This window comes from Curtobacterium sp. MCBD17_008, from assembly GCF_003234475.1.
Lineage (GTDB): Bacteria > Actinomycetota > Actinomycetes > Actinomycetales > Microbacteriaceae > Curtobacterium.
Genome location: NZ_QKTK01000010.1, coordinates 18,629 through 35,903, shown reverse-complemented (window position 1 = coordinate 35,903; position 17,275 = coordinate 18,629). Strand labels below are relative to the sequence as shown.

Genomic DNA, 17,275 nt, shown 5'->3' with positions numbered 1-17,275 from the left:
GCCCACGAGGACTACGGTGACCGCCATGATCGGCTCACTCGACGTCGTCGTCCTCGACTGCCCAGACCCCGCGGCCCTCGCCCGCTTCTACGCCGAGCTCCTCGGGGGCGTCGTCGAGGAGGCCGAGACGCTCACTCCGGACGACGAGTGGGTGGAGGTCACCCTGCCGTTCGCCGGGCACCGCCCCCTGCTCGCCTTCCAACGGGTCGACGACTACCGAGCGCCGGTGTGGCCTGGGCAGGACGTCCCGCAGCAGATCCACCTCGACGTCAAGGTCGACGACCTCGACGCGGGCGAGCGAGCCGTGCTGGCGATCGGAGCGGCCGCGACCGGCGAGGGGACGGACACGTTCCGCGTCTACCTCGACCCGGCCGGGCACCCGTTCTGCCTGGTCCGACCGCAGGACTGATTGCGAGCCGTCAGCCGACCTGCTCGGAGCCCGTACCGGTGCCTGCATCGGCATCGGCATCGGCATCGACATCGGCCGCGTCGGCGTCGGCGGCGGGTTCGACCGCGAGCCCCTCGACGACCTCGACCCGGGGCAACGCGGCGAGCACCGCACCGGGCAGGAACAGCTTCGCCCCGCGCACGCCCGCACCGATGACGACCTCGGGCGCCTCGAGTACCCGTGCGTCGACGTACACGGACCAGTCGGCGGGCAGCCCGATCGGGGTGATCCCGCCGTACTCCATGCCGGTGCGCTCCACGGCGTCCTCCATCGGCGCGAAGCTGACCTTCCGGGCGCCGAGCAACCCCTTCACGGTGCGGTTCACGTCGAGCTTCGTGGAGGCGAGCACGACGCAGGCCGCGTACGTCACGGTGTCACCCCGCTTGCCCGCGACGACGATGCAGTTCGCGCCGCCCGCGACCGGGAAGCCGTACGCCTCGGAGAACGCCGCGGTGTCGGCGAGCTCGGGGTCGATCGGCGCGGCCTCGATGCGTTGCAGCACCTCGAACGGCAGGGCGACCAGGGCCTCCGCGACCGGGATGGCGATCGAGCCGGTGGCAAGCAGGACGGGCATGCGGTTCAGCGTGGGCATCCCCCCACCCTAGGGACGGGAACCACCGCGACTGGTCAGGAGTCGACCCGTCCGCAGCGGACAGCCCGTGCGGACGCCCGGGGACGCACGGGCACCCGCGCCCGGTAGCCTCGCGACATGGGGGAGGAACCACGAGTCCATCGGCCGGACCGGTGGCGTGTGCTGCGCGACGTCCTCATCGCGGTGCCGCCCGGCATCGAGACCGTCGTCGTCATCGTCGGGCTCGTGGCGTCGATCGATGCGCCGTACGAGAGCGAACGAGCCTGGGCACCGTGGGCGTGGCCGGCGCGGGCGACGCTGTGCACCTTCCCGCTCGCCCTCGTCGCGGTGGCCGTCGCGGTCGGTCTCCGTCGGGTCCCCGGTCGGACCGCTGCGATCTGGCTCGCGGCCGCCTCCGCGGCGCTCGGGGTCCTCCCGTTCGTCGTCGCGGTCCAGATCGCCCTGCGCGCGGTCTGACGACCGGCGCCCGGTCCCCGCGCAGACCCCGCGACACCCCCACGCCGACGCCCACAGCTGGACACCCAGCCCGAGGGCGATGGAGCCCGCCGTCATCCCGCCGGTCGCCATCGGCAGCGCTGCTCATCGCGCCACCCAGGGCGGGCGGCCGGCGGGCTCCGCGGTGAGCGACACCGTTCGCAGGCCGCAGCCCGAGGGCCGTCGCCAGGCGCGGACCGGGCAGTGGGACACGACGGACGGGAGGCCCGCGACCGACTGTTCACGGGCCTCCCGTCCGACGCACCGCGCTCCCCGCGGTGGGCGTCTCCGGCTGGTTCCCCGTCAGCCGACGACCTCCCAGGTGACCAGTCGCGCGTCGCGGGTGATCACCTCGTGGACGGGCCCCACGACCGCGATCCGCGCTCGCGGAGTCGCCGTGCCGGGCACCGCCGGCGCCGCGGTCGCTCGCTCGTTGACGATCGCGCCGCCGGTCGACGCGTCGACGTCCGCGACGGAAGCAGAGGCCGCCGCGTGCGACCCGACCCACACCTCGACGTCACCGGGCTCGACGATCCGGACCATGCGCCGGTCGCTGAACGCCAGACGCGTGGTGGGCACCGTGAACGCGAGCCGGACGGTCTCCCCCGCGTCGAGGTCGACACGTGCGTAGCCGAGCAGCTGCACGACGGGCCGGGTGACCGAGCCGTGGACGTCGTGCCCGAAGAGCTGCACGACGTGCCCACCCGCGACCGAGCTGGTGTTCGTCACGGTGACGCTCGCGGTGAAGGTGCCCCCGGCCTGCACCGAGCCGTCGACGGCCAGGTCCGAGTACGCGAAGGACGCGTAGGACAGGCCGAAGCCGAACGGCCGGACCGGCGTGGAGTCGGTCGCGGTGACGTCCGACGGACCGCCGAGCACCGGGTGCAGGTACGAGTACGGCTGCGCCCCCGCGGACCGGGGCAGCGAGACCGGCAGGCGACCGGAGGGGTTCACCCGCCCGGTGACGACGTCGGCGATCGCGAGTCCGCCGCCCTCGCCGGGGAAGAACGCCTGCAGCACCGCCGCCGGACGGGGCTGGTCCCCGTCGAGCGCCCAGCTGATCGCGTACGGGCGGCCGGTGAGGAGCACCAGGACGACGGGCGTGCCGGTGGCGACCACGGCCTCCACCAGGTCGCGCTGCACGCCGGGCAGGTCGAGCGACTCGGAGTCGTTGCCCTCGCCGACGGTGCCGCGCCCGAAGAGGCCGGCCTGGTCGCCGACGACGACGACGGCGAGCTCGGCGTCGGCAGCGGCGGAGACGGCAGCGGCGATGCCGGTCCGGTCCTCCCCCTCGACCGTGCAGCCCTCGACGACACGGACCGATGCGCCGTCGAGCGCGTCGGTCAGTGCCTCGGCCACGGTCGGGATGGAGAACCCGAGCGGCAGCCCGGGGTGCGCGGCCAGGACGTGGTTCGCGAACGAGTAGCAGCCCTGCAGGGCCTCGGCCCGGTCGGCGTTCGGGCCGATGACCGCGACGGAGCGCGGTGTCCGCCGGACCGGGAGCACGCCGTCGTTGGCGAGCAGCACGACGGATTCCTCGGCGAGCCGTCGGGCGAGGGCCTGGTGCCGCGGCGAGTCGAGGTCGACCCCGGTGGGCGGCTCGTCCTCGTACGCGTCTGCGTCGAGCAGGCCGAGCGCCTCCTTCTGCGCGAGCGCACGGAGGACGGCACGATCGACGAACGCCTCGTCGAACTGCCCGGACCGCACCCGGTCGACGAGCGGCTGCAGGTACGCGTCACCGGTGGGCAGCTCGACGTCGATGCCGGCCTCGAGGGCGAGCGCTGCCGCTTCCCCACGGTCGGCGGCGACGGCGTGCATGACCTCGAGGAAGGCGACAGCGAAGTAGTCCGCGACGACGGTGCCGTCGAAGCCGAGCTGCTCACGGAGCACCCCGGTCAGGTACTCGGGGCTGGCCGCCATCGGGACACCGTCGGTCTCGGTGTACGAGTTCATGACCGAACGGGCGTTCCCGTCGAGCAGTGCCATCTCGAACGGCGGCAGGAACACGTCGCGGATCTCCCGCGGCCCGGCGGACACCGGTCCGTGGTTCCGTCCACCCCGCGATGACGAGTAGCCGAGGAAGTGCTTCAGCGTGGCGTGCACGCCGGCGTCCTGCAGTCCGCGGACGTAGGCGGTGCCGACGGTCCCGACGAGGTACGGGTCCTCGGCGATGCACTCGTCCACCCGACCCCAGCGGGGGTCCCGGATGACGTCGAGCACCGGGGCGAGGCCCTGGTGGATGCCGAGTTCGCGCATCGAGTCGCCGATGGCGCGGCCGACCTGCTCGACGAGCTCCGGGTCGAACGACGCACCCCACGCGAGCGGGGTCGGGAAGGTCGCGGCCTTCCACGCGGCGAGCCCGGTGAGGCACTCTTCGTGCACGAGCGCGGGGATGCCGAGGCGGGTCTCCCGCTTCAGGCGCCGCTGCTCCTGCCAGAGCCACGCGGCTCGCTCCTCGGCGTCGACCGGTCGGGTCCCGTAGACGCGGGTGTAGTGCCCGATGCCGTCGCGGGTGACCTCCGGCAGGGTCGCCTGGGCGTCCTGCGCGGCCGCCATCTCGCCCTGCATGGGGGCGACGACGCCGTTCTGGTCGAGCCAGTAGCCGACGATCTGCGCCGCCTTCTCCTCGAGGGTCATCCGGGCGAGCAGGTCGCGGACGCGGTCACTCACCTCGGGGACGGCCGGGAGGCCCGGGGTCGGGTCCGCCAGGTCGGTCCGGGCCGCGCCGACGGCGCGGTCCCCCGACGTGTGCCGGGGCTGGTTCGTGATCGTCATCCCTTGACCGCCCCGGTGAGCCCGCCGACGATCCGACGCTGGAAGATCGTGAAGAACACGAGGGCGGGGATCATCGACATGGACGTGAACGCGAGCACCTTGGCGGTGTCGACCGAGTACTGCGACGAGAACGCCTGCACACCGAGCGGCAGGGTGTAGCTGCCCTCGTTGTTGAGGATGAACAGCGGCAAGATGTAGCTGTTCCAGCTGGCGATGAACGCCAGGATGCCGACCGTCACGACACCGGGCAGGGACAGCGGCACGATCATCCGGAAGAAGAAGCCGAGGCGGCTGGCGCCGTCGATGGACGCGGCCTCCTCGAGCTCGTCGGGGATGGCCCGGAGGAACGGCACCAGGATGATGACCGTCGTCGGCAGGGCGAAGGCGATCTGCGGGAGGATCACGCCGGCCAGGCTGTTCGTGAGACCGAGGTCCTTGATGAGCAGGTACAGCGGCGTGATCGCGACGGTGATCGGGAACATCAGGCCGGCGGCGAACAGGGCGTAGAGCGCGCCGCGGCCGGCGAACCGGTAGCGGGCGAGCACGTAGCTCACCATCAGGCCGAGCACGACGACACCGGCGGTGGTGGCGACGGCGCTGATCGTCGAGTTGCCGAGCTCACGCCAGAAGATCGAGCTGCTCAGCACCGAGCCGTAGTTGCCGAGTTCGAACGGCGCCGGCAGACCCGCCGGGCTCGTGGTGATCTGCGAGTTCGTCCGGAACCCGCCCAGCACGATGTACAGCACCGGGGCGAGGTTGGCGGCGACGAACAGGATCGCCACGACGTAGGTGAGCGGGTTGGCGCGACCGATGGCCGCGCTCGACCGACGCTCCCGCGTCGCCCGTCGCCCGGGGGCGACGATGCTCGTGGTGGCCATCACTTCTTCCTCTCGGTGATCGCGCCCGCGGTGTCCCGGCGGAGCACGAAGTGCTGGTAGATCAGCGCGACGGCCAGGGAGATGACGAACATCACGACGGCGACCGCGCTGCCGAAACCGAAGTTCCCGGAGTTGCGCCCGTTGCCGACCATGTACGTGGCCATCGTCGAGGTGCCGGCGGTCGAGGCGATGTACTGCCCCCAGATGATGTAGACGAGGTCGAACAGCTGGAGCGAGCCGATGATGGACAGGAACGCCCAGATGCGGATCGTCGGGCCGAGCAGCGGCAGGGTGATGCGACGCTGGATCTGCCAGTAGCCGGCACCGTCGATCGCGGCCGCCTCGAACAGCTCCTCGGGGATGCTCTGCAGACCGGCGAGGAACAGGATCACCGCGAAGCCGATGTACTTCCACGAGATGATCACGAGCAGCGTCCAGATGGCGATGTCCGGGTTGGACAGCCAGTCCGCCCGCAGGCCGCCGAGGCCGATCGTCTGCAGCATGTCGTTGACGGCACCGTTGGACTGCAGGAGCAGGCTCCACCCGGTGCCGACGATGACCTCGGAGATGACGTACGGCACGAAGACGAGCACGCGGACGAGTCCGCGGCCGTGCATCTTCTGGTTGAGCAGCAGTGCGAGCACGATGGCGATCGGCCCCTGCAGCACCAGGGAGAGCACGACGATGAAGCCGTTGTGCATGAGGACCGAGTGGAAGGCCTGGTCCTGGAAGATGATGAGGTAGTTCTGCAACCCGACGAAGTCGGTGGGCGGGCCGTAGCCCTGCCACTTGAAGAACCCGTAGTACGCCGCCATGGCGACGGGCAGGATGACGAACGTCACGAAGACGATCACGGCGGGACCGGCGAGGACGGCGATCTCCGCGCGCTGCCGCCAGTCCGCGAGCCGCTTGGCGGGCCGACGCCCGGCGGGGCGCGGTGCGCTGGACGCACCGCTCCCCGCCGGCGTGGACCCCGCGGCGCCGTCCGACCCGGTGGCCGGGGTCGTGCCGAGCGAGGTGTTGAGGGTCATGGTCAGCCCTTGGCCGCAGCCTGGTTGGTGGTGGTGACGATGTCCTTCGCGGTCCCCTTGCCGGCGAGGACGTCCACGACGCTGGTGTTCAGCGCGTTGCCGACGTTCTGGCCGTACAGGGTGTCGAGGTACTGCGAGACGAACGGGGCTTCCTTGTAGGCGGCCAGGGCCGACTTCAGGTACGGCTCCGACACGACGGACTGTGCGTCCTGGTTGACGGGGATCGCCTGGAAGGCCTTGTAGTAGCCCTCCTGGTTGTCCTTCTGCACGATGAAGTTGAGGAAGTCGGTGCACGCCTTCTTCGGGGCCTGCGCGGTGCAGGAGTAGCCGTCGACGCCACCCATCATCGACTTCGGGTCACCCTTGCCACCCTCGACCGCGGGGAACGGGAACCAGCCGAGGTCGGGCAGCGGCTTGGCGTCCGGGGTGAGCGAGGAGATCACGCCCGGGTCCCACGCGCCCATGAGTTCCATGGCCGCCTTGTGGTTGGCGAGCAGACCCGCGGAGCTCCCCGCGCCCTGCTGGGCGGCGGTGGTCAGGAAGCCCTTGTTGAACGGCTTCGTGTCGTTGAAGTCCTCGAGCTGCTTGCCGGCTTCGGTCCAGCACTTGTCGTCGAACTTCAACGACTCGGCGGCACCGGTCAGGGTCTTCTCGCTGCAGGCGCGGAGGGCGAAGTTGTAGTACCAGTGCGCGGCCGGCCAGGCGTCCTTCGCACCGACGGCGACGGGGTCGACACCCGAGTCCTTGAGCTTGGCGATGTCCTCGTTGAGCTCGTCCATCGTGGTGGGGGTGCCCTCGATGCCGGCCTTCTCGAAGAGGTCCTGGCTGTACCAGATGCCCTCGGGGAGCACGGCGACGGGCATCGCGTAGGTGCCGTCCTTCGCGTCGTAGCCCGAGAAGGTCCCGGCGCTGATCGACTTCTTCGCGTCGGCGCTGATCGAGTCCTTGATGTCGAGCAGCTGCCCGGCGTTGATCATCGCGTTGAGCTTGCCGCCGCCGCGCTGCAGGAACACGTCGGGGCCGTCGCCGGAGTTGAGCGCGGTCTGGAGCTTGCCGTCCAGGTCCTCGTTCTGGATCGCCTGGATCTTGACCGTCACGTTCGGGTTCTTCGCCTCGAACGCCTTGACGGTGTCCTCCCAGTAGGCCTTGCCGGGGCCGGTGGTGGAGTTGTGCCAGAAGGTCATCGTGACCTTGCCGTCGCCGTCGTCGGCGGCTCCGCCGCTCGAGCAGCCCGTGGCGAGCAGTGCGGTGCCGGCTGCGATGGCGATGGCCGCCGCGAACCTGTTCTTCCTCGTCATTGTGGAGTCCCTCGGTAGTCGTCGTTGACATGCGACCGCGAGGCCGCAGGGAGAGCATGCACGGCTGCCGGAGGCGCTGTCAATCGATTTCGATAACGATTTCTGTCCGGTGCGCGGCGTGGACGGCCGATGTCGCGCTCCATGCCACGGACTCGGTCGTGGCGTGCCGGACGGAGCTCGTGGACGAGTACGGTGTCGACGTGGATGCCATCGCCCGTCCTGCTCCCCTCCCGGGGCGGACCACCATCAGCGATGTCGCGCGAGCCGCCGGCGTCTCGGTGCCGACCGTCTCGAAGGTCATCAACGGGCGCGACGGTGTCGCCGCCGCCACCTCGCAGCGGGTGCTCGCAGTGATCGAGTCACTCGGGTACGAGAGCTCCCTCGTCGCCCGGAGCCTCCGGCGCAGCCGCACCGACGTCATCGGCATCCTCGTCACGGAGTTCGAGCCGTTCTCCACCGAGCTCCTCAAGGGCATCTCGTCGGCCGCCGACGGCACGGGCTACGAACTGCTCGCCTACGCCGGACTCGTCAGCGGGGAGGCCCGGCCCGGCTGGGAGCGCCGGTCGCTCTCCCGCCTCGCCGGCACCCTGATCGACGGCGCGATCGTCGTCACGCCGACCACGCTCATGGCGAGCACGCCGATCCCGGTCGTCTCGATCGACCCGCACACCGGACCCGAGGGCCACGCGGCCATCGACTCGGACAACATCGGCGGGGCCCGAGCGGCGACCGAGCACCTCATCGGCCTCGGACACCGTCGGATCGCACACATCCGGGGTCGCGCGGACCTGGCGTCGGCCGAACTCCGCGAGATCGGCTACCGACAGTCGCTCGAGGCCGCGGGCATCCCGTTCGACCCGGACCTGGTGTGCGTCGGCGACTACCAGACCACGGTCAGCGCCGAGGTCGCCCGCGAGCTCCTCTCCCGCCCGGACCGTCCGACCGCGGTCTTCGCGGCGAACGACAGCTCGGCGATCGGGGTGCTCCAGGTGGCGGGCGAACTCGGACTCCGGGTGCCGCAGGACCTCTCGGTGGTTGGCTTCGACGACGTGCCGCAGGCCGCGAACGCCGCTCCCCCGCTGACGACCGTCGCCCAGCCACTGCACGACCTCGGCGCCGAGGCCCTCCGAATGCTCCTCGAGCTCCTCGGCGGGCGGGACGTCCCCGCGCACGTGCAGCTGCCGGCGTCGCTCGTGGTGCGCGCGAGCACCGCCCCACCGCCCGGCGCGTGAGACGGCACCCGGCGCGCGGGACGCCGCCGAGTGCGTGAGACCCCGGGCGCGGCCCCGGGCACGGAGGACGCCGCCGGACGCTGAAGACACCCCCGGGAGCGGAGGACGCCGCCGTATCCCGCGGTGTCTCGCCTGGTCGGCGGCGTCGTCGGCAGACGGGGGCGTCTCGCCCCCGCCCCGCGCGCTGGACAGGAGGCCCGGTGCCCGACCGACCCGGGCCTCCCGTCCCGGCATCCTCGGCGCGCGAGACACCGGCGTCTGCGCACGACGCCGCCCTGCCCGCGAGACGCCGCCACTTCCGGCGGCGTCTCGCGTCGGCAGCGGCGTCCGTCGGCAGACGGGGGTGTCTCGCCCCCGCCCCGCGCGCTCGACAGGAGGCCCCGCGTCCGATCGACCCGCGCCTCCCGTCCCGGCACCCTCGGCGCACGAGACACCGGCGTCTGCGCACGACGCCGCCCCGCCCTTGAGACGCCGCCACTTCCGGCGGCGTCTCGCCTGGCCAGGGGCGTCTCGCCTGGCCAGGGGCGTCTCGCCTGGCCAGGGGCGTTTCGCGTCGGCAGACGGCGGCCTGCCGCCTCCGCCTCGCGCGCAGGACGGGAGGCTCGGTGCCCGACCGAGCCGCGCCTCCCGTCCGGTGTCCTGACGCGCGAGACGCCGGCGTCCGTGCACGACGCCGCCCCACCCGCGAGACGCCGGCACTTCCGGCGGCGTCCCGCCTGGCCAGGGGCGTCTCGCGTCGACAGCGGCGTCACACCTGGTCGGCGGCGCCGCCGGCAGACGGGGGCGTCCCGCGGACGGGCGACGACGTCGCACACACCCCTCGAGTCCGCGAGCCGGACCTGATACGTTGCCGCTCACAACAAATGGGGAGGCCGTCGATGGCGACGCACCAGGACACAGCACACCGGACCGGCGAGGCGGTCGTCACCGTCACCGACGCGGACGGCACTCCCGTCGCGGACGCCGACGTCCGAGTCGAGCAGCGGCGGCACGCGTTCGGCTTCGGCAACATCGGCTTCGACTTCGTCGGGCTGGCGAACGGCGAGCCGGACGTCGGGACGCCGGAGCTCGCGGACCTGTGGCTCGACGTCTTCAACACCGCGACCCTGCCGTTCTACTGGGGCCGGTTCGAGCCGGAGCGCGGGCAGCCGGACACCGGACGACTCCAGCGCACCGCCGGGTGGTTCCGCGACCGAGGCGTCGCGACGAAGGGACATCCCCTCGTCTGGCACACCGTGCAACCGGACTGGCTGCTCGGTCTGGGGAACGACGAGGTCGAGCGCCTGCAGCGCGAGCGGATCCGCCGGGAGGTCAGCGACTTCGCCGGGCTGGTCGACACGTGGGACGCGATCAACGAGGTCGTGATCATGCCGCACTTCGCGAACGGCGACAACGCGATCACGCCGCTCGCACTGGCACGCGGTCGCCTGGCGATGATCCGGATGGCCGTCGAGGAGGCCCGCACCACGAACCCCGCCGTCACCCTGCTGCTCAACGACTTCGACCTCTCGGACGCCTACGAGTGCCTGATCGAGGGCGTCCTCGAGGCCGGCATCCGCATCGACGCGATCGGGCTGCAGACCCACATGCACCAGGGCTACTGGGGTGAGGACACCATGCTCGCGATGGTCGACCGGTTCGCCCGGTACGGCCTGCCGCTGCACCTGACCGAGACGTCACTCGTGTCCGGCGAGCTCATGCCCGCGCACATCGTCGACCTCAACGACCACGTGGTCGACTCGTGGCCGTCGACGCCCGAGGGCGAGGCACGCCAGGCGGACGAACTCGAACGGCACTACCGCAGCCTGGTCGGGCACCCGGCCGTCGAGGCGATCACCTACTGGGGCATCACGGACGAGGGGGCGTGGCTGGGCGCACCGATCGGGCTCGTCCGGGCCGACGGCACCCCGAAGCCGTCCTACGACGCCCTCCGTCGGCTGGTGAAGGACGAGTGGTGGACACCGCCGACCACCCTGCGCACCGACGACGCCGGGCGGGTGGTGTTCCGCGGGTTCCGCGGCGAGTACGCCGTCCGCGTCGGGGCACAGGAGACCACCGTCACCGTCGGCGACGACGACCCGGCGCAGGTGCGGGTCCGCACCGTCGGCTGACGGCCGCGCTACGGTGCTGTCATGCGAGCGACCGTGCGGGACGTGGCCGCCCTCGCGGGGGTGTCGCCGAAGACGGTGTCCAACGTCGTCAACGGCGGTGTCGTCGTGCGCCCGGAGACGCGGGCCCGGGTGGAGGCCGCGGTCGCCGAACTGGCGTACGTGCCGAACCTCTCCGCCCGTGGCCTCCGCAACGGCCGGACCGGCGCCATCGCCCTGACGCTGCCGGAGCTCGCGAGCGCGTACTCGGCGGACCTCGCGCGGTGGTTCGTCGAACTCGCGCACGACCGAGGGCTCGTCGTGCAGTTGGAGCAGACCGCCGACGACCCGGAACGGGAGCGCGAACTGGTGTCGCGCGCGCGGGCGCACCTGGTGGACGGACTCGTGCTCAACCCGGTGTCGCTCAGCGCGAGCACCCTCGCGAACACCGAGGGGTTGCCGCCGACGGTCGTCATCGGCGAGGTCGAGCCCGAGCAGGTCGACCAGGTGCACGTGGACAGCCGAGCAGCGGCCCGGGAGGTCACGACGATGCTCCTCGACCGAGGGCACCGGCGCATCGCCGTGGTCGGGGCACCACGGCGTGACGGGGTCACCGCGACGGCGCGGCTGCGGCAGCTCGGCCACGACGACGCGGTCGGCAGCGCAGACCTGCACGTGGACCCCGCGCTCCGGGTCCCGCTCCCCGAGTGGACCACCGCGGCCGCCGCCACCGCCTTCGCCACCTGGCTCGACGGGAACCCCCTGCCCGACGCCGTGTTCGCGTTCACGGACTCGATCGCGTTCGGCGTGCTGCACGTCCTCGCAGCTCGGGGTGTGCGGGTGCCCGAGCAGGTGAGCGTCGTCGGGTTCGACGACGTCGACCAGGCCGCGTTCGCGATCCCCGCGCTCACCACGGTGTCGTTCGACCGTCAGGCCTTCGCGGACGCCGCCCTCGACCTGTTGGAGCGGCGGATCGCCGACCGGGAGGCACCGGTCCGGACGGTCGTCGTGCCGCACCGGATCGTGGAGCGCGCGAGCGTCGCCACCCGCTGACGAACGGGCCCCGCAGGAACGGGCACCGGAGGAACGGACCACCGGAGGAGTGAGGCCCGGCGGAGTGGCGCCCGGAGGAACGGGCCCAGCGGGAGCAGCACGCCGCGGGACAGGACGCCGCGGGACCGAGCAGGTCGACCGCTCAGTCGCCGTCCGCCGCGCGCAACACCGCGACGGCGGTCCGCCGGTCGGCGAGGATCCGGAAGTGCCCGCCGAGTTCGAGCCGCACGTTCTCCGCCCCGGCGAGCTCACACCCACCGGGGATGAGCGTGTCGTACACCCCGTACACCGAGGTGATGCGGCTGTTCGCGTCCAGCTCCCGCGCCAGCCCGGCGAGCACCGGGTCCGCCGCCCGGAAGACGCGGAGGTGTCGCACGGGCGCGAGCACCGCGTACTTCGAGCCGGCGAACGGCGTCGACACGGCGACCATGCGGTCGATCCGCCCGTGCGGATCGAGTCGGGTCATCGCGTACTTCCCGATCAGCCCGCCCTTGCTGTGCGCGAGGACGAGGACGTGCTGCAGGTCGTGTTCGTCGAGGTACGCCATGACCGCCTCCGCCGACACCGGGACGGGTCGGACGTTGTGGCGCAGATCGGTGAGCACGTGCACGGGGTGGCCGCGGTCGTGCAGGACGTCCATCAGGGGGCGCATGAAGTGCCACGTCTCGTACACGCCCGGGATGACGACGACGGCCTGCCGGTCGCCGGTCCGGTAGTCGTCGGCCGTGGTCGGGCCGAGGCTCCGGACCTGCCACACCCCGGCGTAGAGCCAATCGAGCAGTGCCCACCGCACGCGTCGGAGGAGGCCGACCCGGACGGGAGGCCCACCCGCCGACACGTCGATCGGCGCACCCGGGTGCCGGGTCGGGCCGGTCACAGCACGACTCCGTCGCGCGCCGACTCGAGCGTCTGGACCCGACGGAACTCGTCCACCAGTCGGGCGACGGCGACCGGCTGGTGTTCCTGCACGTGGTGCGGTCCGGGCAGTTCGACGAGGGCACCGCGCGTGGCGGTCTCCGCGAGCCGCACGGCCCAGTCGTGCTTCGCGACCGGGTCCTGCGCACCGCGGATGACGAGCACCGGGACGGTCAGGGCCCGGACGCCGTCGGTCATCCGGAAGTTGCGCATCGGCCGGAGTTCGCGGAGGTACTGGGGCATGCTCCGGAGGTAGTCCGAGAGGACGATCGCGTTCATCCGGGCGCCCTCGAGCAGGACGTCCACGCCGAGTGCGGCGGCGAGCCGGACGAGGGAGCGGCGGCGGTCGTCGACGACCGGACCGACGAGGACGACGGAACTGACGACGTCGGGGTGACGGAGGGCGGCCTCGACGGCGATCTGCGTGCCCATCGACTGTCCCAGGACGATGACGTCCCCCGCTCCCCGGGCGGTGACCGCGCGCACGACGAGGTCGGCGTACTCGTGCTCCTCGAACCGACGGCGGCCGTACGGCGACCCGCCGAACCCGGGCAGGTCGACCGACACGGTCCGGTGCGTCCGGGACAGCGCCGTCTGCACCCGGTGGAAGGACCGGTGCGACATCCCGATGCCGTGCACGAGCACGACCGTGGGGGCGAACGAGTCCCGCACCCGACCGGCCGGCGCCATCGTCCGCAGCCGGACGGGGTGTCCGTCGACCTGGACGGTCTCCACCAGTGCACGCATCCCCCGACCCTATGCCGACCGGGCCGCAGCGCCTGGGAACCGTTCCCCCGCCGGGCTCCAGGCGCTACCCTCGCCCACATGCGGAAGGTCACTGCGGGACTGTTCACCTCGATCGACGGCGTCGTGCAGGACCCGTACGGGTTCCAGTACGACAGCTTCGACGACGAGCTCGGTGCCGCGATGACCGCGTGGATGGCGGCCACCGACACGGTGCTGCTCGGTCGGAACAGCTACCTGGAGTGGTCGGAGTGGTGGCCAGCGCACGCCGACGACCCCTTCGGCCAGTGGATCAACCCGATCGAGAAGCACGTCGCGTCGACCACCCTCGGCGACGACCTGGCGTGGGAGAACACCACCCGGATCACCGGCGACGTGCCGGCGTTCGTCCGCGAGCTGCAGCGACGGGACGGAGCTGACATCGCCGTGTGCGGCAGCGTCACCCTCGTCCGGAGTCTGCTCTTCGCCGGGGTGCTCGACGAGTTGCAGCTGATGGTGCACCCGGCGATCGCCGGACACGGTCGGAAGCTGTTCGAGCCGACGGACCCGCCGACGCGGCTCCGCCTGGTCGCGAACGCCGTGACGAGCAAGGGGAACGTGCTGAGCACCTACGGGCGGTTCGACGCCTGACGGCGGTGATCCGCGCCTCCCGGCTCTTGTCCGGAGCGTGGACAGCGGGTCTGCCTGATCGGCGTACCCTTCTGGGTGGCCCAGACCGCACGACCCCCGGAGCTCACCATGCCGCAGGACACCCGCCCGCACGTCGTCGTCGTCGGCGGTGGATTCGCCGGGATCGCCGCGATGCGCGAGCTCAAGGACGCACCGGTCCGGGTGACCCTCGTCGACCGGCACGTCTACAACATGTTCCAGCCCCTCATGTACCAGGTGGCGACCGGCGGGTTGAACGCCGGCGACGTGACGTACTTCCTCCGCAGCCTCCGCGCACGTCAGGCGAACGCGGACTTCCGGCACGGGCTGCTCACGGGCATCCGGCACGACGAGCGCATCGCCGAGATGTCCGACGGCGAGCACCTGCACTACGACTACCTGATCCTGGCCAACGGCGTGAACACGAGCTACTTCGGGACGCCCGGCGCCTACGAGTACGCGTACTCGATGTACTCCCGCTCCCAGGCCCTGCGCATCCGGGACGAGCTCTTCACCCGCCTGGAGCAGGCCGCGGCGAAGCAGGGTCCGGACGAGATCCGCGTCGTCATCGTCGGCGGCGGTGCCACCGGCGTGGAGATGGCCGGTGCGCTCGCGGAGCTCCGCGACCAGGCGCTCGTCGGCGCCTACCCGGAGATCGAGCGCGGCAACATCTCGATCACGCTCGTGCACCGCAGCGGCGAGCTCCTCAAGCCGTTCGCCCCGCGCCTCCGCCGGTACGCGGCCAAGATCCTCCGCAAGCGCGGTGTCGTGCTGCGGCTCAACGCCGGTGTCGAGGAGGTCCTGCCCGACGGCGTCCGCCTGGCCGGCGGCGAGGTCATCCCGGCGTCGCAGGTCATCTGGGCGACCGGTGTCGCGGCGCACAAGGAGGTCGCCAACTGGGGCCTGCCGCAGACGCACGGCGGTCGCATCCAGGTGAACGACGACCTCAGCGTGAAGGGCGTCGACCGCATCTTCTCGGCCGGGGACATCGCCGCGCAGGACGATGCCCTCGCCCAGCTCGCCCAGCCGGCGCTGCAGGGCGGCAAGCACGTCGCCGAGCAGATCAAGCGACTCGTCGCCGGCAAGCCGACCGAGCGCTTCAAGTACTTCGACAAGGGCACGATGGCGACGATCGGCACGAACGCCGCCGTCGCCCAGCTCCGCGGCGGCATCACGATGGTCGGGCCGGTGGCCTGGGCCGCGTGGGTGTTCGTGCACATCACGAGCCTGCTCGGCAACGGCAACCGCATGTCGACGCTGACCCACTTCTTCGTCCGCTACGTCTGGTTCATGCGGAAGCGCTCGATCCCGATCGTCGGCGACGTCCGCCCGGTGCGCCCGAACGGCGACCGCGAGCCGGAGCACTGGCAGCTGCAGAAGGCGGAGTAGCGCCCCGCGCGACCACGAACCGGACGGGAGGTCCGTCACCAGCGGGTGACGGACCTCCCGTCCGCCGTCCGGCCCGGTCCGTGCGGTCAGGGAACCGCGCGCTCAGCTCCGTGCGGCCGTGTAGGCGCCGGCCGCGATGTCCTCGAGCAGGGTCGGCCCGGTCGGCTGCCAACCGAGGAGATCCCGAGTGGCCGTCGACGTCGCGGCCATCTCCATGGCGTAGAACGGTCCGACGAAGCCGAAGTGGTCGACCGCGTCGGCCGGCTCGATCGTCGTCACCGGCACGCCCAGGGCGTCACCGATCGCTCGCGCGATGTCCCGTGTCGGCACGGCGTCCTCTGCGGTGACGTGCATCCGAGTGCCCGCCGGTGCGCCCTCGAGGCCGAGTCGGACCAGGCGCGCGGCGTCCGTGCGGTGGACCGCAGCCCAGCCGTTCGACCCCTCGCCGATGATCGCGGCGGCCCCGTGCCGACGGGCGGCCTCGGTGATGAGCGAGACGAAGCCGGAGTCGCCTGAGCCGTGGACGGTCGGGGCGAAGCGCGCGATCACGGTCCGGACGCCCTGGTCGACGAAGTCGAGCGCACGGTTCTCACCACCGCCGCGCATGGAGTGCGGACCGACGGCCGGGTTCGGGTCCGCCTCGGTCGCGGCCCGGTCGCCGGCCAGTCGGGCCACGCCGGACGCGACCACCAACGGTCGCCCGCTGCCCACGAGCGCTTCGCCGAGGGTCTCGACGGCGGCGCGCTCGGCAGCGTCGCTGACTTCGGGGTGCGCGAAGTCGTGCTTGTTCGCGAGGTGGACGACGCCGTCGGCGGCATCGGCCCCACGGCGGAGTGCCTCGAGGTCGTCGAGGTCGCCGCGGAGGACCTCGGCGCCCTTCGCCTGGACGGCCGCGGCTGAGGTGTCGGACCTGGCGAGCCCGGTGACGCGGTGGCCGGCGGTGAGGAGCTCGTCGACGGTGGCGGAGCCGATCCAGCCGGAGGCTCCGGTGACGAACACGTGCATGGTGGTGCCCTTCTCGTTGATGTCAGTTGCTGACATCAAGACGGTACACCCGATGTCAGGCGCTGTCATCATGACCGGTCCGTCGGTACACTCGGAGGATGGCGAGATGGCAACCGGGCACGCGGGAACGCCTCCAGTCGACGGCTCTGGAACTGTTCCTCGACCGGGGCTTCGAGGCCACGACCGTCGTCGACATCGCCCGTGCAGCTGACGTCACCGAGCGGACCTTCTTCCGGCACTTCGCCGACAAGCGCGAAGTCCTGTTCGCGAGCCAGGACGCCTTCATCGGGCTGTTCGTCGGACCCGTCGAGGACGCCCCGGCCGACATCCCGCCGGTCGAGCTCATCGCACGGGCGCTCGACGGTGCCGGCTCGTTCTTCCCCGACGACCGCCGCGAGTGGTCCCGCCGCCGGCAGACCGTGATCGACGCCGAACCCGCTCTCGGCGAGCGCGAACTCGCGAAGCTCTCCGGTCTCGGACGCAGGCTCGCCGAGGTCCTCCGCGGGCGGGGCGTCCCCGAGCCGGCCGCTACCCTGCTGGCGCAGTCCGGTGTGACGGTGTTCCACCTGGCCTTCGCGCAGTGGATCGCCCCGGGCGAGACCCGCACCCTGCCGGAACTCGCGACCGAGCGGCTCGACGCACTGGCCGCGTCGATGGTTCGACAGCAGGCCTGACGGGCCGGAGCCGGTTCATGGACAGCGGGAGC

General features: G+C 71.9%; 16 protein-coding genes. 8 read left to right on the top strand and 8 right to left on the bottom strand.

Going from position 1 to position 17,275, the window contains the following annotated elements:
• The first annotated feature begins 25 nt into the window (after positions 1-25).
• The gene (locus DEI95_RS10645; protein WP_111060258.1) at positions 26-409 is read left to right on the top strand and encodes a VOC family protein; all 384 of its coding nucleotides are present in this window, start codon (positions 26-28) and stop codon (positions 407-409) included.
• Between the two features lie 10 nt (positions 410-419).
• On the opposite strand, the gene DEI95_RS10640 is transcribed toward DEI95_RS10645, so the two are convergent.
• Positions 420-1,040: a YbaK/EbsC family protein gene (locus tag DEI95_RS10640; protein ID WP_110891243.1), complete on the bottom strand. Its 621-nt coding sequence runs from the start codon at positions 1,038-1,040 to the stop codon at positions 420-422.
• A 117-nt stretch (positions 1,041-1,157) separates the two neighbouring features.
• Here DEI95_RS10640 and DEI95_RS10635 point away from each other — a divergent pair, with 117 nt between their 5' ends.
• A complete protein-coding gene (locus DEI95_RS10635) occupies positions 1,158-1,496 on the top strand; it encodes a hypothetical protein (RefSeq protein ID WP_146234137.1) in 339 nt (112 codons plus the stop codon).
• Positions 1,497-1,817: 321 nt separating this feature from the next.
• On the opposite strand, the gene DEI95_RS10630 is transcribed toward DEI95_RS10635, so the two are convergent.
• The 4 genes from DEI95_RS10630 to DEI95_RS10615 are packed head-to-tail and all read right to left on the bottom strand — an operon-like array spanning position 1,818 to position 7,496.
• The gene (locus DEI95_RS10630) at positions 1,818-4,289 is read right to left on the bottom strand and encodes a glycoside hydrolase family 3 N-terminal domain-containing protein (protein ID WP_111060212.1); all 2,472 of its coding nucleotides are present in this window, start codon (positions 4,287-4,289) and stop codon (positions 1,818-1,820) included.
• On the bottom strand, positions 4,286-5,167 hold the full coding sequence (locus tag DEI95_RS10625) for a carbohydrate ABC transporter permease (RefSeq protein WP_110825959.1): 882 nt from the start codon (positions 5,165-5,167) through the stop codon (positions 4,286-4,288). The genes DEI95_RS10630 and DEI95_RS10625 overlap by 4 nt, the downstream gene beginning before the upstream one ends.
• The gene (locus DEI95_RS10620; RefSeq protein WP_110825958.1) at positions 5,167-6,198 is read right to left on the bottom strand and encodes a carbohydrate ABC transporter permease; all 1,032 of its coding nucleotides are present in this window, start codon (positions 6,196-6,198) and stop codon (positions 5,167-5,169) included. Before DEI95_RS10620 ends, DEI95_RS10625 begins: the two co-directional genes overlap by 1 nt.
• Positions 6,199-6,200: 2 nt before the next feature.
• Entirely contained in the window at positions 6,201-7,496 is a 1,296-nt protein-coding gene (locus DEI95_RS10615) for an ABC transporter substrate-binding protein (protein WP_110825957.1), read from the bottom strand.
• 200 nt (positions 7,497-7,696) lie between these two features.
• Here DEI95_RS10615 and DEI95_RS10610 point away from each other — a divergent pair, with 200 nt between their 5' ends.
• The 3 genes from DEI95_RS10610 to DEI95_RS10600 all read left to right on the top strand — a co-directional run bounded on the left by DEI95_RS10610 (position 7,697) and on the right by DEI95_RS10600 (position 11,868).
• Positions 7,697-8,728 (top strand): LacI family DNA-binding transcriptional regulator, encoded by a 1,032-nt coding sequence (locus DEI95_RS10610; RefSeq protein WP_258367569.1) that lies wholly within the window; start codon positions 7,697-7,699, stop codon positions 8,726-8,728.
• Between the two features lie 878 nt (positions 8,729-9,606).
• Positions 9,607-10,839, top strand: coding sequence for an endo-1,4-beta-xylanase (locus DEI95_RS10605; RefSeq protein ID WP_111060210.1), 1,233 nt, complete (start codon positions 9,607-9,609; stop codon positions 10,837-10,839).
• Positions 10,840-10,860: 21 nt separating this feature from the next.
• The gene (locus tag DEI95_RS10600; protein WP_111060209.1) at positions 10,861-11,868 is read left to right on the top strand and encodes a LacI family DNA-binding transcriptional regulator; all 1,008 of its coding nucleotides are present in this window, start codon (positions 10,861-10,863) and stop codon (positions 11,866-11,868) included.
• A gap of 142 nt (positions 11,869-12,010) precedes the next feature.
• Here the strand turns inward: DEI95_RS10600 and DEI95_RS10595 are convergent, their stop codons facing one another.
• Positions 12,011-12,745 carry a triacylglycerol lipase gene (locus tag DEI95_RS10595; protein ID WP_258367568.1) on the bottom strand — a complete coding sequence of 245 codons (735 nt, stop codon included), beginning with the start codon at positions 12,743-12,745 and terminating at the stop codon, positions 12,011-12,013.
• Positions 12,742-13,530: an alpha/beta fold hydrolase gene (locus DEI95_RS10590; protein ID WP_111060208.1), complete on the bottom strand. Its 789-nt coding sequence runs from the start codon at positions 13,528-13,530 to the stop codon at positions 12,742-12,744. Before DEI95_RS10590 ends, DEI95_RS10595 begins: the two co-directional genes overlap by 4 nt.
• 78 nt (positions 13,531-13,608) lie before the next feature.
• On the opposite strand from DEI95_RS10590, the gene DEI95_RS10585 reads away from it, so the two are divergent.
• Positions 13,609-14,157, top strand: coding sequence for a dihydrofolate reductase family protein (locus DEI95_RS10585; protein WP_111060207.1), 549 nt, complete (start codon positions 13,609-13,611; stop codon positions 14,155-14,157).
• Between the two features lie 75 nt (positions 14,158-14,232).
• The gene (locus DEI95_RS10580) at positions 14,233-15,564 is read left to right on the top strand and encodes an NAD(P)/FAD-dependent oxidoreductase (protein WP_258367567.1); all 1,332 of its coding nucleotides are present in this window, start codon (positions 14,233-14,235) and stop codon (positions 15,562-15,564) included.
• Between the two features lie 102 nt (positions 15,565-15,666).
• Here the strand turns inward: DEI95_RS10580 and DEI95_RS10575 are convergent, their stop codons facing one another.
• Positions 15,667-16,605 carry an SDR family oxidoreductase gene (locus DEI95_RS10575; RefSeq protein WP_258367566.1) on the bottom strand — a complete coding sequence of 313 codons (939 nt, stop codon included), beginning with the start codon at positions 16,603-16,605 and terminating at the stop codon, positions 15,667-15,669.
• A 62-nt stretch (positions 16,606-16,667) separates the two neighbouring features.
• Here DEI95_RS10575 and DEI95_RS10570 point away from each other — a divergent pair, with 62 nt between their 5' ends.
• Positions 16,668-17,243: a TetR family transcriptional regulator gene (locus tag DEI95_RS10570; protein ID WP_111060205.1), complete on the top strand. Its 576-nt coding sequence runs from the start codon at positions 16,668-16,670 to the stop codon at positions 17,241-17,243.
• The last annotated feature ends 32 nt before the right edge of the window (positions 17,244-17,275 follow it).

Coding starts and splice junctions, on each gene's coding strand:
- DEI95_RS10585 (WP_111060207.1), top strand. CDS start 13,609: ATGCGGAAGGTCACTGCGGGACTGTTCACCTCGATCGACGGCGTCGTG.
- DEI95_RS10575 (WP_258367566.1), bottom strand. CDS start 16,605: ATGTCAGCAACTGACATCAACGAGAAGGGCACCACCATGCACGTGTTC.
- DEI95_RS10620 (WP_110825958.1), bottom strand. CDS start 6,198: ATGACCCTCAACACCTCGCTCGGCACGACCCCGGCCACCGGGTCGGAC.
- DEI95_RS10645 (WP_111060258.1), top strand. CDS start 26: ATGATCGGCTCACTCGACGTCGTCGTCCTCGACTGCCCAGACCCCGCG.
- DEI95_RS10640 (WP_110891243.1), bottom strand. CDS start 1,040: ATGCCCACGCTGAACCGCATGCCCGTCCTGCTTGCCACCGGCTCGATC.
- DEI95_RS10635 (WP_146234137.1), top strand. CDS start 1,158: ATGGGGGAGGAACCACGAGTCCATCGGCCGGACCGGTGGCGTGTGCTG.
- DEI95_RS10625 (WP_110825959.1), bottom strand. CDS start 5,167: ATGGCCACCACGAGCATCGTCGCCCCCGGGCGACGGGCGACGCGGGAG.
- DEI95_RS10605 (WP_111060210.1), top strand. CDS start 9,607: ATGGCGACGCACCAGGACACAGCACACCGGACCGGCGAGGCGGTCGTC.
- DEI95_RS10615 (WP_110825957.1), bottom strand. CDS start 7,496: ATGACGAGGAAGAACAGGTTCGCGGCGGCCATCGCCATCGCAGCCGGC.
- DEI95_RS10600 (WP_111060209.1), top strand. CDS start 10,861: ATGCGAGCGACCGTGCGGGACGTGGCCGCCCTCGCGGGGGTGTCGCCG.
- DEI95_RS10590 (WP_111060208.1), bottom strand. CDS start 13,530: ATGCGTGCACTGGTGGAGACCGTCCAGGTCGACGGACACCCCGTCCGG.
- DEI95_RS10570 (WP_111060205.1), top strand. CDS start 16,668: ATGGCGAGATGGCAACCGGGCACGCGGGAACGCCTCCAGTCGACGGCT.
- DEI95_RS10630 (WP_111060212.1), bottom strand. CDS start 4,289: ATGACGATCACGAACCAGCCCCGGCACACGTCGGGGGACCGCGCCGTC.